The following is a 15,539-nucleotide window of genomic DNA, read 5'->3' as shown; positions in this document are numbered from 1 at the left end:
CATGAAAAAAAACAGCTTCATTTTCTTCCTCTGCCTGCTTTTACTGCAAGCGCCCCTCTATGCCCAGCCCGGTACGCAGCCCCCGCTGGAGCTGAGCGTGCGCCAGACGACCAGCCTGGTTTTTCCTTACCCCATCCTGAGCGTGGACCGGGGCAGCGGTGATATCCTGGCCCAGGTTCCCGAGCAGACAGCCAACGTGCTCCAGGTCAAAGGGGGCCGGGAGCACTTCCCCCACACGAACCTGACCGTGATCACCAAAGACGGCAAACTCTACAGTTTTCCGGTGCGCTATGCCGCTGCTCCTGCTGCAACCCTGATCACCCTCGACGCGCATACCCCCACCGAAACGTCGGTGCTGCTGCCGGGAGGCAGGCTGCATGAGGCGCAGCTGGATAACATTTCCCGGCAACTGGTCCATGACACCCGGTTTTACCATGGCATCAAGGCCAGGGCGGGCGGTATGCGCTTCGTTCTGGAGGGGCTCTATACGAAAGGAAACACGCTCGTCTACCGGCTCGTGCTTTATAATATGTCCTCGCTTCCCTTCGAACTGGAGTCAGTACGCTTTGCCACGCGGGACAGGCGGCAGGCCAGACGCACGGCCAGCCAGGAAGTCGAACTGCAGCCTTATTATGCCTGGGGCACCCAGGAGGCGAGCATGGAAGCCGGGGCATCCCAGGTCTTCTTCTTTGCCTTGGAGCGCTTCCCCCTTGGCCGGGGGAAAGAGCAGGTCATCGAGCTTTATGAGCGTAACGGCTCCCGGCACTTAACCCTCCGGCTGAGCGACAGACACCTGGTCCAGGCAAGCTCCCTGCTCTTTGAATAATTGGTATCCTATTTCATTTATAACCTGTTAAGACTATTGATTTTATGAACACCAAAAACTTTGATTTCCTGAAAGACGAGCTTAAGTATACTGGTTTCGGTGAGCAGCTGTACAGCGACCTGGAGCAGCAACTCAAGCAGCAGGCTCCCCAGTTCCAACTCCAGTTGCAGCTGACCTATCATAACAGCACGGTGGACCACACCCTGCACTTTCGCCGGTCAGACCAGACGGACAGATACTTTTTCAACAAGTATGAGGCGGTCCTGCGGTCCCCTGACCTGGACAAAGAAAGGAGCCACACTTTTTACATGAATCGCAATGGCGGCATCACCACCAAAGAGGCCTATAATCTTCTGCAGGGACGCTCCGTCTACAAAGAACTGCTCAATGCCGAGGAACAGCCCTATAAGGCCTGGGTGCAGCTGGACCTGAAGACGCGGGAACCATCGGGCAACTACAAAGTCAAGCAGTACCATGACAACTACGGTTATGACCTGGACAAAACCCTGCAGCAGTTTCAAATCAGGGAACTGCAGGACCCCCTGCAGAAAGAGAGGCTGCTCCACTCCCTCCGAAAAGGCAACCAACACCCGGTCACGGCACTGGAGGGCAGTGATGCGGTCAAGCGCTTTATAGAGGCCAGCCCGCAGTTTAAGACCATCAATGTCTACAACGAGCAGCGCCACGCAGTGATGCGGGAGACGATCCAGCAGCAGGCGCAGCAGGAGACTCCGGAAAAGCGCCAATTACCGGAGAAATCCCATGGGTTGAAGGAATCGGCAGAAAAGCGCCAGTCACGCCGGAAGGGAATGACGATCTAGCCGCTTTCATCCCATGAAAGAGCCCCCGTAACCGCTTACGGGGGCTCTTTTTATGACTGCCTGATGTTTTAATTCCGCCTGATGCTGGTGCATGCGCTTGAACCTACTCCCTGCCCGGCTACCCCGCTGCAGCGCAATCGTAAAACCTATAATGGGTCCTCCCTGTATCATCCTCTACTGCGAAAACTGTTTACCTTAACCTCATGATTGGTACCCCGCCCTTTCGCTCCTCACCAGGTGATGCGCCCAAATTGGATTGGTATAGTGCCAAAAGGTCAGGCGGGTCTAGATGGAGTATACTCGACTTATGCTAGTTGTGGCCAAGGGTAACATGTGCAAAAGTACCTGTTAATTTGTTAAAAGAGGCGCCCCCCCTCTTTTGCTAAAGGGACGGGCATACCCTGCACGAGGTTATTCCTATCTGCTGTGTTAAAGTAACTGATAATCCAAAACGGCAATACGCTCATCAAGACCTATGAGTACCCTGTTTTTATTCACAGAAAAATAGTTGATGTCAGCACACATTTTACCGGATAGAGGAAACGCGTAACTACTCAGGTACGCTCCTGATCCAAAATCATACAGGTCTACTGTCATCTGCTTCGTTTCGTCTGTCCTGGAAGAGAAAACCAGCACTTTGTCCCGGTCCTTCACCATCCCGGTATTCGTCGTGAACGTCTCGCCTCTTTTATAAAAAAAGAAATCTTTATCAAAAACTAAGGTGGGCAATGGCGCTTGATCCTTCGTGGTGATTTCTTTTGAAAACGCTCCCTGCCCGGTAAAGAAATACAGTTTTGAATATTTATCGCAAACGTAGGAAACAAAGCCGTCCTCACTCACTTGAAAGCTTCCGGCATAGCGCATCGCATTTTCTGCAACCCTGCTTTCATGATTCGTTTCAACGATATGAACAGCTTCCCATAAACCGACAGCGCCCCTTTGCATCACGAAGAAGCCTGTGACAAACTCCTTATCAGTTTCTATTTCCCCAAAGCAAAGTAATTTATTTTCATCACCTTCTAAGGCGACAACGTCCGCCACCTTCAAACCTGGAACGTCCATTACTTGATGCGCATGTTTGGCAACATCATAGCTGTAGAGTTTGAATCGGTCAATATAGTAGATGTGACTGCGTGTAGAAGCAACGATGTTTGCGGTTAGGGGTATTTGAATTGAGGATAAGCCGATTTTAGCCGCACTGTTGATATCATAATAATGTAAAGAAAAAGCTTTCCCAACCGAATCACTGCTCACTAAATTATAGGCGGCAACATGATCTTTATTCAGTATCAGATTGAAATAATCGCTGATCTCAGGATTAAAGTTTTCCTTCACCTCCTTGAATGCCACTTCTTCTTTGAAGCTTCTTGAAAAAGTAAACTCCCTGCTACGCACTGACTCAAAATACTGCACAGCGATGATAAGTGAAGAAAGTAAGATAATGCTGACCCAGAGTTTTACATTAATTTTCATTGGAGGAAAGTCTTAGGGTGGAAGAAACTGAGAAGTTATAAATGAAATAGGTAAAACCTATCAGGGCCATATTGATCATGAAGTGATATTTAAAGGCGAGCCCATTCAGTACGCCCCCGCAGCCACAAATCTCGTATTTGCCCGTTACCCGCAAGAAAACAATATAGAGGGTAAACATTGTTAACATACCCAGCATCATGGGAATGCCTACACGGCTATAGAAGATGAACAGAAGCAATACACCTAGTTCTAATACAATCACAGCATAAGAAACATAAGGAATGTAGGCAGTATTGAATACGCCGGTCTTCAGCAGATTCACCTGAAAGGATTCCAGGGACACAACCTTGTTCATCAATGTATAGGAGATGAACAGAATCAGGAAGGAGTACATCACCTGATAGATAAGTTTTAAAGGTGTTCTCATTGTGTAGTTATTAGGATGAAAGCTTATTTTAAAATCATGTCGTCATTCGAAATCATCTGATTCTGGAATCGATCATTGAAAACCTTTCCAAAGTTGTAAGTTAAGGTCAAGCTGATATTTGATGTGTTGTTCCTGGTTCTGATGACCTGTTGAAGCTGTTCTGACCGAACCTTGTTGATTGTTTTGGCATGCAGGGCACCAATATCCATATAGGTGAGCCTGACGTTCAGTTTATCTTTGAAAAAGGTGGACTCAGCCTCTAAATTGAGCCGTGGCTGCTGGAAAGTCCTTGCAATCATCGTGTATCGGGGCGAGGCGAAGGATCCGTAAAAGGAGAAAGACACCTTTTGTTTTAGCAGGGCATTGATGTAAAAGTTATTATTAAACGTTATCCCCTGTGTTGCTTTGACTAGAGCGCTTGCTGCGTCATTGGTGTAACTGCTGTAATGAAGTCCGGAAGTTAAGTTTACACGCAGCGCATTCAAGAACCTGCCATTGAATCCAACACTGCCCCCGGTAACCTGAGAATTAGCAGCATTCTCGTAAGTCATATAAAACGTTTCCCCCTCTCTCTCATAAGACTCTACAATAGCATTGTCTATGTGTTCAGAGAAGAAGCGCAAGGATACTGATTTTCCCCCTTTTAACGTTTTCGAAAGACTAAGTTCATACAGGTCTCGCAGCTGAGGCATCAGGTTATTATTGCCTTTCAGGGCGAGGCCCGCATTTAGGTTGAATGGCGTTGTGTTTAAATTGTTAGCGCTCGGACGAATAATTCTTCTTCCATAGTTAGCTCTCAGATTATACTGCTTTTCAAACTTATAGAGAAAGGTAGCACTCGGTAACAGATAAGTGTAGTGCTGATCTACGCCCTCCCCGTTATTATGCGTGAAGTCAAGGGAAAAAGATGTCGCCATTGATAGTCTGTCGCTCAGTGTTGCGTCTGTATCGACAAACAGGGTATGCACTTGCTGTTTGAGCTCAAATGCCGAAGGTTCGAAGCGAAAGTCCCTAAAAATCGTTTTTAGACCTGTTGTATAACTTGCATCCTTTGTTATAAGCTTCAAAGAATCCTTTTCCCAAACCAACTCCCCTGAATACTCCTTCGTTTTGGAAGCAATGGCATTGGAGGAAAGTCCCTCCTGACTCCCTTCCTCAAAACGGGATGCATTTTTGTTGGTGTAATCAAAATACTTCAGTTTGAAGAGTACTTTGTCTCTATTGCTTAACTGATGACTGTAAACGGATGAGAGAAACCATTTGCTTAAGGATTCTTCATCCTTCATGGTGAATCCTGTTTCTCCATTCTCAATGCTGTAAGTTCCCCTGGTCAGGCCATCGAAATGATAGCGGAACATGTTGCCACTAAGTACCCATGCGGCTTTATCAGAAACATCGACTTTCATGCGGGCACTTAAATAGTCCTGCCAGCCCTCAATACTACGCCTGTTATTCTCCGTGTAGTAGCTGTCTGTTTCCTGCCGCTCGGTCTGTGTGTTTATAAACTGATTATTGGTTTGGTACCCATAAAAGGTTTTGAGGGTAAGAGACCTAAATTTATAAGATAAGGTAGGCGTGATGCCTCTGCTACCGAGTCGCACGCCAGCAAAGGTCTCTAGCTCTCCTTTGAAGAAGCTCGAAGTTTTCTCTTTGGTATTTACCTGCACAACGGCGCCCAGATGATCCGTTCCATAGAGCGCTGAAGGATTGGTTATCACCTCTACCGTGCTGATTTCACTCACATTCAGTCTGTAAAGTTCCTCGATAGAGGACTCAACACCATCAATGAATATCAAGGCTCTTTTATGATTATCCACCAAGACCCCTTCTCCCGTAATGGCTAAGCCGGGTAGAGACTGCAGGGCCACATTCGCCTTCGCATTGATGATATATTCTTTGCTATTCAGATTATAGATCGTTTTACCAGCCGTATTGGTCACATTACTGCCCGTAATCACCACTTCCTGTAGCTGCTGGGCACTGTCTGCCACTAGCCCTATATGTAAAGGATAGCGCATCTCTGTAGCAGCGAATTTTTTCCGATAAGGCCGGAAACCCAGCCTTGTCACGATCATTTCTAAGGAATCACCCGTCAAAGCAAACTCCTTCACATAAAACTTGCCTTCCTTATCGGTTATGAGGTGCATAGTTTTATGGTTCCCATTGATCAAAACAATGGCGTCGGCAATGGGGCTGTCACTTGCTTGCACAACGCCACTGATTGGTTGTAGCTGCTGCGCAATAACGTAGGTACCCGAAAATAGGAATGCGGCAAGAATAAGAATGTACTTCATCTAAATATTATATGGAGCGTGTACCAGCATCAAGTCACGTGAAAAGCCTGAAGAAAGAGTGGCTATCAGACAAAGCAACACATGACTCGGTTTCTCTATTAATCATTGTAAATTTTTGAGAGAAAGGACCCTCAACAAAGCTTGAGGAGGGTCCCATCCTTTCTAAAAATGGTAAGTCTACCATTCTCTCCATTTACCTGTTAATTTAACGCCTGCCGGAGAGGTGCCACAGTCACCGCCTCCTACGCAACCGCCACCCACCGGTGCGATAGCCTCGGCCTCGAGTGTGGTGTTGGCAGTTACTACATTGGTGGTGGCAAATGTTGCCAGTGCAAAACCGAAGGCCGCCAGGCCTACTTTGAAAATGTTTTTCATAATGTTTTTAAATAAATTGATGGAAAATGAAGCAGCTTCCGATACGAAAACGAGGGGCTACCTCCTATGAATTGTATTAGCACTCTCCACACGTACCTGTGATCGTAACACCACCGCTTGAGACGCCACAAGTACCTGATCCGTAACATACCATAATGGGATCAGAAGACTTTAAATCTGAAGAGGGGTTGGCAGTCACAGAATTCGTGTTAGCAAATGTTGCCAGCGCGAAGCCGAAGGCCGCCAGGCCTAGTTTCAACATGTTTTTCATAAAGATCTTTGTTAGATTGAAGAGAATGCAGCAGCCTCTGAAAGAAGAGCAGAGGCTGCTGCACATTTATTGGCTTACCACTCTCTCCACTTGCCAGTGAGGGAAACACCAGCGTTAGACACGCCACAGTCACCACTCCCCACACAACCGGCGCCCGGAGCGACAGCCTCGGACTCAAGCGTGGTGTTGGCAGTTACTACATTGGTGGTGGCAAATGTTGCCAGTGCGAAGCCGAAGGCCGCCAGGCCTACTTTGAAAATGTTTTTCATAATGTTTTAAGATGAAATTTTTCCCTACTTTCAGAAGATAGTTTTAGGTCGCTGTTTCAGGATTTCCGACCGTTTTACAGGAATATTGCTCTTGTCATGTTGATAGGCTACACAAGGGTGGGTTCACTATCGCTTACAGAGCAAATTCCTGCCAAACATCTTGAAGCGTTGCAGCTTGACTCCTTTTCCCTTCATCTTGTTACTTGATGAGCGCAGGTAGTAGTATCATGGCATTCGCCTCGCTACAACTTTTTATACCTTATTTTTTAGTGAAAATTAGAGAAGTCAAAGAGGTCATTTGTGTTCCTGTGAGGGTAACAGTCGGTTGTGTAGAAAGAAAGGAATCGTTACTCCCCTGCTCAAATTTAAAAAGCTGTTTCGCTCTGACTTGAAGGCCTTTAGATTTCGTTTTCATGTTTTTTTGATGGTTTTTTCTGATGTTATTGAGATAAATCTAAGTTGAATGAAAACCGATAGGCAATTTATTCCACCAATAGGCCTTTGCTAGGTGTGAACAATACCTTATCTTACACATCAGTTTTTTGCCTGACTTATGTACCCATCACCCTTGTTCAACAAGATCCTGCAACATACGCTGGCTTGGGCTTTATTTATTTTTTATGAGGTGTCCATTGTCCTCATTCTGACGCCTAGCTCAACGTTGTGGTGGGAGTATCTTGGCTACTACAGTGTGAACATTGCCTTATTTTATGCCAATGCCCATCTGGTTCTGTCCTATAGCTTTAAGAAAGAACAAAAGAGGTATCTAATTGCCTTACTTGTACCGCTAGAATTGCTTCTCTATGCAGTAGCTGAATACAGCTTAGAGCATGTCTTTAACCATTTTCGAACCGTTCCCCATGCCATTAGCTTTAACCAGCACTTTGTGTTAAGCTGTCTTTGGCGGGGCGTCTATTTCATCGGTCTAAGCACAGCCTACTGGTTTGTCCTAAGCACCATCGACAGAAATAAAAGGATAAGTAAGATGAAGGTCCAGCAAGCTGATATGGAGCGCAGAAAAGCAGAGCTGGAGCTTGGAAAAGCAGAGCTGGAACGAAACCTGGCTCGTTCTCAGAATGCTTACCTACGGGCGCAAATCAATCCGCACTTACTGTTTAACACACTCAGTTTTGTATACAGTTCTGTGTACAATGTGTCTCAAAAAGCCTCAGAGGGCATTATGCTGCTTTCTGACATCATGCATTATGCGCTGGGGCCAGTGCATGAGGATGGGAAGATCGACCTATCCAGAGAAATAGAGCAAGTCAAAAACTATGTGGTACTCAACCAACTTCGGTTTAGTAAACCCCTTCATTTAGACATGCACATCGAGGGAAACTTTCTTAATCACCGATTTCCTCCACTGCTTTTACTCACCTTCATCGAGAACTTATTTAAACATGGCATTCTCAATGATGCCGCACACCCAGCCACTGTCACAATACGATGTAAAGACAACATATTGTCTGCTCAAATCCAGAATAAAAAACGGAAGTCTTACATCAAGACAGGCTTTGGAATAGGAGTCCAAAACGTGGAAACCAGGTTAAAGGAATTTTACCGGGAAGAGGATTTCCACCTGCAAATACAAGAAACTGACCTCTACTATTCGACAAACTTAAAAGTCAATTTAGCATGATTAAATGTTATATCGTAGATGATGAAGCACACATCATTCATCTCCTCTCAGATTATATTCTTAAAACTCCTGGACTGGAATTAATAGGCACGGAGGAAAACCCTTTAGTAGCCCTGCATGCTATCACTGGCGAAACCGTATGTCCCGATGTTGTCTTTGCTGATGTTGACATGCCGGAACTGTCGGGTATAGATTTGGCCGGACTAATTCGCCCCTATACAGAGGTGGTCTTCGCCACAGCTTATCCGGATTACGCGTTGCAGGCATTCGATAAGAACGCGATCGACTACCTGGTCAAACCTGTTTCTTATGAACGGTTCCTGCAAGCTATCAGTAGGATAAAGGCACGTGTTCTTTCCAAAAAAGTAGTGCCACTCGAAGCAGATGAACCCTTCTTTTATGTAAAGAGTGATATGAAGGGGAAAATGGTGAAGGTAGAGTATGATGAAATCATCTTCATTGAAGGACTGCAAAACTATGTAAAGATTCACACGCAACGAGAGTCCATCGTCACGCATTTGACGCTGAAGAAACTACAGGAGAGTCTCCCGGAAAAGAAGTTCTCCCGTATCCACAAATCGTTCATTGTCAATAATTCGAGAATCAGAGTGATAGAGGGAAATATGATCACGCTGGAAGATAAACGGACCATCGTCATAGGCACAAGCTACCGGGAATCTTTCCTGCGAAACATCAACAAGAAACTGTTGCAAGGGAGCAGCCTCTCTTAATATCCATGTTGGGTGCTGCTATTTGAGTCGGAGTTTTCATTTTAATGTTCCTTCGACTTGAACTTTATTAGCGTGCAACCATCACGTTATGCTATCATACCGCAAATAAATTAACCTCTATACTCATTCGGCTCTAAAAGCCAAATGAGTATAGCGTTGCTTGCAGAGAATTCTAATGTATTTTCAATAGCTATTGTAGCTACTTACGTTTACCAAAACAGCAAAAAAAGTAGCTACAAGCAGAAGGACTTAGACTTTGTTTAAACCTGTCTGTTTAATCGGTACTCGTACATGAGGTGAGCAAGGCACAGCCGATGCTTTGATCATATACATGGTTAGCAACTGTTTTTCTTATTCTATCTCAAAAGTATACCTTGGAGAAACAGGCGGTGCCCACGAATCTATTTGTACCTTGATCTCAACGGACTCCTTATTGTTCCTTATCCAACCACCTATGTTCAACTCCTTAGGGTCAATAATACTTCTACCGATAAATATCTTATCCCAACCTTGTTGCGAAATCCTGTTCCTCGCATCAAGCACCCAGTCCTCAAGCTTTATGATAAACTTTCCATCTTTTGAACTGCTCCACCTTAAATCTTCCTTCATTTCCCTTAGTTCCTCTATGCAAGAGTAATATAATGCGTCATCTTGATGCTTTATTTCTCTGTCAAGAAATTCCTTCAGCTTCATTAGATCATATTTGGAATTCAGCTTTCCCTTTAGCATCTGCTCATTCTTATACTTCTCATCAATTTCAAAAATTTCATCAATCAGCCATTCTGAGAGGGAACCTTTCACTAACTCAATTCCTGTGAAAAGTATCGTGTTTGACTTTAGTAACTCTATTTTATTATTCATGTGAATGAAATGGATGCTAACGGACTTGGCTTTGCGGTGGCGCAGCTACAGTAAATCTGTGGTTAGCTTTTGTATTTATTAGTTCTTTGTCCAAACTGTGTCCATTCTAACCAAAGAATCGAGCTTTATGAATCTCGTGCTGTTCTTACTGAATAGGACTTTGTATATCACCGAATCGTATTGGGTAACAGAACCATCACCATCTTTTATGTATTTCTGATAGCTCGAAAGACTTGTATGAATCAAGGAGTCCCCTGATTGGCTAAAATTCAGTTTATCAAAGTTCCTGTGTCCACCGTCACTTCCAGTTGCAGCTAGGAAATCAACCTGCAGCAGCTTATTTTTTGTTTTGTCAAAGGTAAAGTGGTAAAGGTTAGCATAGCCTACTTCGTCATCATGAATAATTGAGAAGAGAGCTAAATCTCCCACGTCTTTATAGTCGAAGAAGTAGTATCTGGAGTAGGGGTCAAACTCCATTTTATAGTCATTGAGATTATTTACAGGTAAATCCAGAAAGTACCGTTTATAAAATGCACTATCGATTGCTTCAAGTTCAGTATGGCCTACAGAGTCCAAGGCGAAATAGCTTTTCCTTTCAATAGATTTCTCTTTGATAGTTTGTAATGGAAACAATGCTACATTTTCAGCAGAATCAATGCTGTCTAGATTTTGCTTTTCGCTAGTACAGGATGAGAGTACCGCAAGTACTATGAGTGTGTAGATTATTTTCATGATTTATATTGAAGCTAACGTACTTGTGCAGCCAAAGCCCGCAGCGTAGCAAGGGTTAAGGCTGAACCTTGTTACATGCTGTTATTCTTTCTTGATTTTGATGGTTCTAATTGACTTAAGGAATAAGTCGTTATTCACAGGCGCTAAGTCCACACCTGAAACCTGCAACATGATTTACCCTATGCTGCCTACTCCTAAGCTATCAAAGTAGACTCCTGTCATTCCACTTCCTGTGATTTTTGGTTCTACAATTTTCGCTGTAAATCCGTCAATGGTATCGTAAAGCTCAATTTGCTTTCTAAATTTTTCTCTGTCTGTCTCTGTTATTTTTTCTTTGTTAAGGAACACCATTCCAGTCGTGTCGATTTCTCTTTCCAGAAACCAAGGAATCATGTTGCTTGGATACATTCTTACACTCTCTTCTTCTAATGAATTAGAATAATAGCCATAGTCGAAGTAGATGGTATCTCCGTCTCCTGTGACAATTTCCCTGACATAAGAATCTATTCCTTGCACTTCCACCACTTGCCACTTAGTTGGTAAGTCAATAGAAAAAGGGCCAAAATCTATGGTTCCCATTTTGACGCTCTCTTTCGCCTTACATGAACTGAGGATTATTATAAGGATTAGGAGTTTTTTCATTCTTAAAATCGCATGTAACAGATTAGGACATGAAGAGAGCAAGGCGTAGGCACAGCTTTACTCATGTGCCGTGTTGTAAGCAGTCCTTTTATTTTCTTTAGTTAAAATAGAGAGCAACTTGCATAAATATGCATTTTCCTTTAATACGTCTTTCTGCATATTCCATTCCTGCAAAATAACAGCCACAACATTTTCTTCTGGCAGAATCAGGATGTGTTGCCCCCCTTTACCTCTGGCAGTGTATACAAGTTCACCGTTGTAGTCTAGAAGCCACCACAAGTAGCCATACCCCACTTCCTGATAGCAGTCTAAGGTTCTAAAAGTCTTACTTTCAAGTGTATAGTTGGTGAAGCTCTTATCCACCCATAAAGAGTCCAATAGCTGCACCCCATTGACTTTCCCTCTGTTAAGGTATAACTCTCCAAATCTGGCGAGGTCTCTTGCCGTGAAATAAGTCTCGTCTCCGCCTGCATAGTAACCATCCACGTTCCGCCAAAAGCCACATTGGATACCGAGTGGTTTGAATAGCCTCTCCTGGGCAAATTCTTTTGTGGTTGTTTTAGAGGTTTTCGTGATCAAAGCAGAAAGAACCATCTGGGAGCCTGTGAAGTAATTAAATTCCTGTCCTATTTTACTATCCGATACTTCTTCCTTCAGTATCACTTGCTCTACGTTGTGTGGGCCGTCCCAACCTGTAAACCCACCCCGCATTGTCAACAAATGAGCTACTGTTAATTTTTCCTTATATAGATTCTGCTCACTCTTTTGATACTCAGGAAAGAATGGCATTACATAATCGTTTTCGGAACTAAGATAGCCTTCCTGTATCGATAATCCAGTTAGGGCTGACATGATGCTTTTGGTGACAGAATGCACATTGAATGCGCTATACCTGGTAGCACCTTTCTGATACTTCTCCACTATTAAGTTACCATCTTTGATTACTATTAGCCCCCTTAGCCTATCCCAGCCTTCAATCTCCTTAAGATATAGCTCTATGTCTTCCTGATTATATCCTGCACTTGTTGGAGTGGCAGATTGCCATTTGTAAGGCTCGTGGCTGACTTCAAAAGACTGTGAAGTTGTAAAGGGAAGTGAAAGATTGAGCGGATGCCACTCCAAGAAATAGTTCATGACATTGACTACTATTAATAAAGTGGCTGCTGATGCCAGGCCTAGAAACAATTTCTTTCGCCGATGTTCTTTCCAAATTAAAACTACCGCTGTGAGTAGCAGTATTAGCAAAACCAACACGTACTCAATGGCATTTGGGTAGGGTAAGATAAAGTAGTCATCCTTAATTTTGTAGGAGATGCCTATAAATAGGCCAGTAAGAAGTAAAAAGGTGATGTATAGGTTTTTCATTTCGTTTGGGATTACTTACAACGGTTAGTACAGGCTGCGAATGAGGCGTAGCCGAGTATGGAGCCTATGCAGGGTTATGCTACGCCATTTCTTCAATCTACTACAGTTACAAGGTGTCTATTCTTCTCAGCTATTAGTCCGATATTTTCTTTGCCCACGAAAAACCTTGAAAAAGTCCAATTCAGAAAGTCACCTTTTAAGTCATTGAGATAGTATTGTCCTGACACTTCAAAGTCGATAATTGCTAGTAGGAATGGGTGTAGACTGTGAAGCGATTTCATTGTATTTGAAAGAAATTCATCTAAGGGCTTAGGTACCTTTGGGTTCTCTGTCCATGTCTGATACTCTTCGCCAAATACCTTTTCAATTGCTGCTGTGTAGAAGCATATGTCAAACCAATTAAACCCAGTTTCTACAGGCTCTTCTTCCCGAATGTTGAAGGTCTTGAAAGGGATAGAAAATTTTCCAAGATGAAGTATACCCCGATGCTCAAAGCTATTAATATTAACTTCAGTTTTGTCAAAGCTCAAATCAAAAGGACCTTCTACATATGGAAGATTCCAGATGTAGTCTGTATATAGCTTAATTGGCTCTGTTTCTACACTTGGACAAACCTGTATGCTTAATTCATAAAAACCACCAGTCCTGATGCTTTCGTCTAGGTATAGATGTATTATGTCTGTTGTTGTTTTCATGCTTTTGGTTTAGCATAACGGATTGGTGTAGACGAAGTGCAAGGCGGTAGCCGCAGCATAAAGTATACACGTGGTTATATGCTTTAATCTTTTCCAAAGAACTTACATATATTTTGTGCTTTGGAATAACTCTTTTTAATGGATGAAGTCTTAAGGTTTTTTACTCTTATCAAGTAACTCGCTTAGCCAGTATAAATCCAGAATATCAGGTTCCAAATTATGGGTCCTACCATTGGTGTCCTTAAAGGTCACTTTCGCAGTCCCAACGATTATATCTTCACCTATATGCAAATTATAGTTAGGGTCAGCAATCAATTCAGTCGCATAAAACCAGCTATTCCCTTCAGTCGTTTTAGATAAGCCATTTGGGTTTATACCTATTGGGTAAATGACTTCTAACAATTCAGGAAACTTTGCTCCTGTTCTAACAAGCTTTTCGAATTCCAGCCATAGCTCTTCTCTTAATTTAATGTATTTGTCGAAGTATTTCATTATTACTCTTATTGCATATAACGTGCTCGTGCAGCCGATGGGCGAGGCGAAGCCGAGCTTAAAGGCTGAACTTGGTTGGGTAAAGGTATTTTTTATTCTTTGTATCTATCAAGAGAGTTCCAATATTTGCCCATCTGCCCTCTTTTTCCCATTGCTTTTCTATCTATTTTTTCTGGAAGAGTGTCAAGATTTACATTTGCCACAAATGCTTTCAGATTCACATTTGTTGGAAATCTATCAAACACGTAATCCCAAGTAGCATAGTAATTAAGCATCCAAATAAGCTCTGGGTCAACTGCATTACGGACAATCAAGTCATCTAAGATGGTAATTACCTTAATTTCTGCTTGTTCATCGACAGTGTTAATACCACTCAAATAGTTGGGTTCAGTTAGTGCATACCATTGAATAAAGAGCGCTCTTTTTAAAGCCTCAGTATCCATTTCAGCCATTTCGGAATATTGTTGATGTATGTGCTTATAAGAGGTAAACACTTCTCTTAATTTCTCGTCATTTTCTGCCGACTGTTTTTGATGATACAACTCTGTTACGACAAGGCAAAGGTTATTTTCTCGTTGAGCTAATTGTTCTAAATTCATACTGTTACTTATACCCAACGGATTGGGCTATGGGGCATTATAATGCGTTATAGCTATTGTTGTGCGGGCGTTATTCTATTCTTTGAAACCCCACCTTGATATTCATGAATTACAGAAACATGATCACTTCTCTCAAAAAACCATATCCTTCCTTCATTCACTTTGAATTCGTTCTTATTATTCACGGGCTTAGCTTCACTCACAAATTTAATCTTTGCAGATTCTGTATATAACTGAGGGTCTACAAATTCTATATCCAAGTTCTTAACTTTTAGTGGGTCTTTTAATTTATATAGAATCATTAGCGTGTCCTTCTGTTGCTTAAACTGTATTTCTGTAAATTCTGAGAAAAACATATCTAAACTATCAGTAAAACTCTCTTTATAATCTGTTACGCTGTCTGCCCATTCTCCTTGATCATACTTCATTTTAACCGTTAAAAACTGAAGTGCAAGAAGAGTTGGATTTGCTGACTTTTTAAGAGTTTCTGATATATCTGATGACAGTCCACTTTTATGGGCCTGGCAGCTTGTAAATAATAACAGTAATATCAAAAACTTTAGCTTCATATGAATAAGTTAATGCCGCACAACGGCTCGTACATAAAGCGAACAAGGCATAGCCGAAGTTTGGCTTATGTGCTCTTTTAGCGTAATCAGTTTTACAGCCTTTTCAGTTTAATTAAAGAATACTCTCTCTTTAGAAGTTCTTTATACTCTGTAGAATCAATCCATGCATATTTCACGTCTGATTCTCCATATTTCCAGTCTTTATTCTTTGGAATGAAGTCTTGATGCTCTCCAAACTCGCCACCTGAAAATTTCAAGTATAGCTTTAGTTCTTCAACTAATTCACTTTCCAAATCTTCCGTTGTCCAATCAAAAGGGTCAAAGGTAGAACCTAATTCAAAGGAGAGTACATCGTAATATTTTATAAAGTCAAGGTCTCCTTTAAGGAATTCAGATGTAATTCTCCTAAGGGTTAGAATAGATTCTCTCCTTTCATCCATTTCGTAAATTCTTAATTA

The 15,539-nt window shown here is 42.7% G+C and carries 19 protein-coding genes; 4 read left to right on the top strand and 15 right to left on the bottom strand.

Features of this window, described 5'->3' with window-relative positions:
* The first annotated feature begins 1 nt into the window (after position 1).
* Together traN and AC5FXQ_RS13770 are read left to right on the top strand one after the other, a co-directional pair.
* Positions 2-826, top strand: coding sequence for a conjugative transposon protein TraN (traN, locus tag AC5FXQ_RS13775; RefSeq protein ID WP_493603006.1), 825 nt, complete (start codon positions 2-4; stop codon positions 824-826).
* A gap of 44 nt (positions 827-870) precedes the next feature.
* A complete protein-coding gene (locus AC5FXQ_RS13770; RefSeq protein WP_493603005.1) occupies positions 871-1,647 on the top strand; it encodes a hypothetical protein in 777 nt (258 codons plus the stop codon).
* 429 nt (positions 1,648-2,076) lie between these two features.
* Here AC5FXQ_RS13770 and AC5FXQ_RS13765 read toward each other — a convergent pair whose 3' ends face one another.
* The 6 genes from AC5FXQ_RS13765 to AC5FXQ_RS13740 form a co-directional block, all read right to left on the bottom strand.
* A complete protein-coding gene (locus AC5FXQ_RS13765; protein ID WP_493603004.1) occupies positions 2,077-3,120 on the bottom strand; it encodes a hypothetical protein in 1,044 nt (347 codons plus the stop codon).
* Complete coding sequence (locus AC5FXQ_RS13760; protein WP_493603003.1) at positions 3,110-3,547, bottom strand: MauE/DoxX family redox-associated membrane protein; 438 nt, start codon at positions 3,545-3,547, stop codon at positions 3,110-3,112. Before AC5FXQ_RS13760 ends, AC5FXQ_RS13765 begins: the two co-directional genes overlap by 11 nt.
* A 23-nt stretch (positions 3,548-3,570) precedes the next feature.
* Positions 3,571-5,841 carry a TonB-dependent receptor plug domain-containing protein gene (locus AC5FXQ_RS13755; protein ID WP_493603002.1) on the bottom strand — a complete coding sequence of 757 codons (2,271 nt, stop codon included), beginning with the start codon at positions 5,839-5,841 and terminating at the stop codon, positions 3,571-3,573.
* Between the two features lie 177 nt (positions 5,842-6,018).
* On the bottom strand, positions 6,019-6,216 hold the full coding sequence (locus AC5FXQ_RS13750) for a hypothetical protein (RefSeq protein ID WP_493603001.1): 198 nt from the start codon (positions 6,214-6,216) through the stop codon (positions 6,019-6,021).
* Positions 6,217-6,561: 345 nt separating this feature from the next.
* On the bottom strand, positions 6,562-6,756 hold the full coding sequence (locus AC5FXQ_RS13745; RefSeq protein ID WP_493603000.1) for a hypothetical protein: 195 nt from the start codon (positions 6,754-6,756) through the stop codon (positions 6,562-6,564).
* A 259-nt stretch (positions 6,757-7,015) separates the two neighbouring features.
* Positions 7,016-7,171: a hypothetical protein gene (locus AC5FXQ_RS13740; protein ID WP_493602999.1), complete on the bottom strand. Its 156-nt coding sequence runs from the start codon at positions 7,169-7,171 to the stop codon at positions 7,016-7,018.
* A gap of 153 nt (positions 7,172-7,324) precedes the next feature.
* On the opposite strand from AC5FXQ_RS13740, the gene AC5FXQ_RS13735 reads away from it, so the two are divergent.
* Together AC5FXQ_RS13735 and AC5FXQ_RS13730 are read left to right on the top strand one after the other, a co-directional pair.
* Entirely contained in the window at positions 7,325-8,395 is a 1,071-nt protein-coding gene (locus tag AC5FXQ_RS13735; protein ID WP_493602998.1) for a sensor histidine kinase, read from the top strand.
* Positions 8,392-9,126: a LytR/AlgR family response regulator transcription factor gene (locus AC5FXQ_RS13730; RefSeq protein ID WP_493602997.1), complete on the top strand. Its 735-nt coding sequence runs from the start codon at positions 8,392-8,394 to the stop codon at positions 9,124-9,126. The genes AC5FXQ_RS13735 and AC5FXQ_RS13730 overlap by 4 nt, the downstream gene beginning before the upstream one ends.
* A 351-nt stretch (positions 9,127-9,477) precedes the next feature.
* Here AC5FXQ_RS13730 and AC5FXQ_RS13725 read toward each other — a convergent pair whose 3' ends face one another.
* The 9 genes from AC5FXQ_RS13725 to AC5FXQ_RS13685 form a co-directional block, all read right to left on the bottom strand.
* Positions 9,478-9,987, bottom strand: a complete 510-nt coding sequence (locus AC5FXQ_RS13725; RefSeq protein ID WP_493602996.1) for a hypothetical protein — start codon at positions 9,985-9,987, stop codon at positions 9,478-9,480.
* Positions 9,988-10,065: 78 nt separating this feature from the next.
* On the bottom strand, positions 10,066-10,719 hold the full coding sequence (locus AC5FXQ_RS13720; RefSeq protein ID WP_493602995.1) for a hypothetical protein: 654 nt from the start codon (positions 10,717-10,719) through the stop codon (positions 10,066-10,068).
* Positions 10,720-10,893: 174 nt separating this feature from the next.
* On the bottom strand, positions 10,894-11,361 hold the full coding sequence (locus tag AC5FXQ_RS13715) for a hypothetical protein (protein ID WP_493602994.1): 468 nt from the start codon (positions 11,359-11,361) through the stop codon (positions 10,894-10,896).
* A gap of 57 nt (positions 11,362-11,418) precedes the next feature.
* A complete protein-coding gene (locus AC5FXQ_RS13710; RefSeq protein WP_493602993.1) occupies positions 11,419-12,726 on the bottom strand; it encodes a serine hydrolase domain-containing protein in 1,308 nt (435 codons plus the stop codon).
* A 92-nt stretch (positions 12,727-12,818) separates the two neighbouring features.
* Positions 12,819-13,421, bottom strand: a complete 603-nt coding sequence (locus AC5FXQ_RS13705; protein WP_493602992.1) for a hypothetical protein — start codon at positions 13,419-13,421, stop codon at positions 12,819-12,821.
* Between the two features lie 150 nt (positions 13,422-13,571).
* On the bottom strand, positions 13,572-13,913 hold the full coding sequence (locus AC5FXQ_RS13700) for a hypothetical protein (RefSeq protein WP_493602991.1): 342 nt from the start codon (positions 13,911-13,913) through the stop codon (positions 13,572-13,574).
* Between the two features lie 92 nt (positions 13,914-14,005).
* Positions 14,006-14,512 (bottom strand): hypothetical protein, encoded by a 507-nt coding sequence (locus AC5FXQ_RS13695; protein WP_493602990.1) that lies wholly within the window; start codon positions 14,510-14,512, stop codon positions 14,006-14,008.
* A 53-nt stretch (positions 14,513-14,565) separates the two neighbouring features.
* Positions 14,566-15,081, bottom strand: coding sequence for a hypothetical protein (locus tag AC5FXQ_RS13690; RefSeq protein ID WP_493602989.1), 516 nt, complete (start codon positions 15,079-15,081; stop codon positions 14,566-14,568).
* A gap of 92 nt (positions 15,082-15,173) precedes the next feature.
* Entirely contained in the window at positions 15,174-15,521 is a 348-nt protein-coding gene (locus tag AC5FXQ_RS13685) for a hypothetical protein (protein WP_493602988.1), read from the bottom strand.
* Between the last annotated feature and the right edge of the window lie 18 nt (positions 15,522-15,539).

The sequence above is a fragment of the Pontibacter sp. LHS1 genome, from assembly GCF_058932855.1.
Note: the sequence above shows the minus strand (reverse complement) of the source record. Positions and strands in the feature narration are given on the sequence as shown.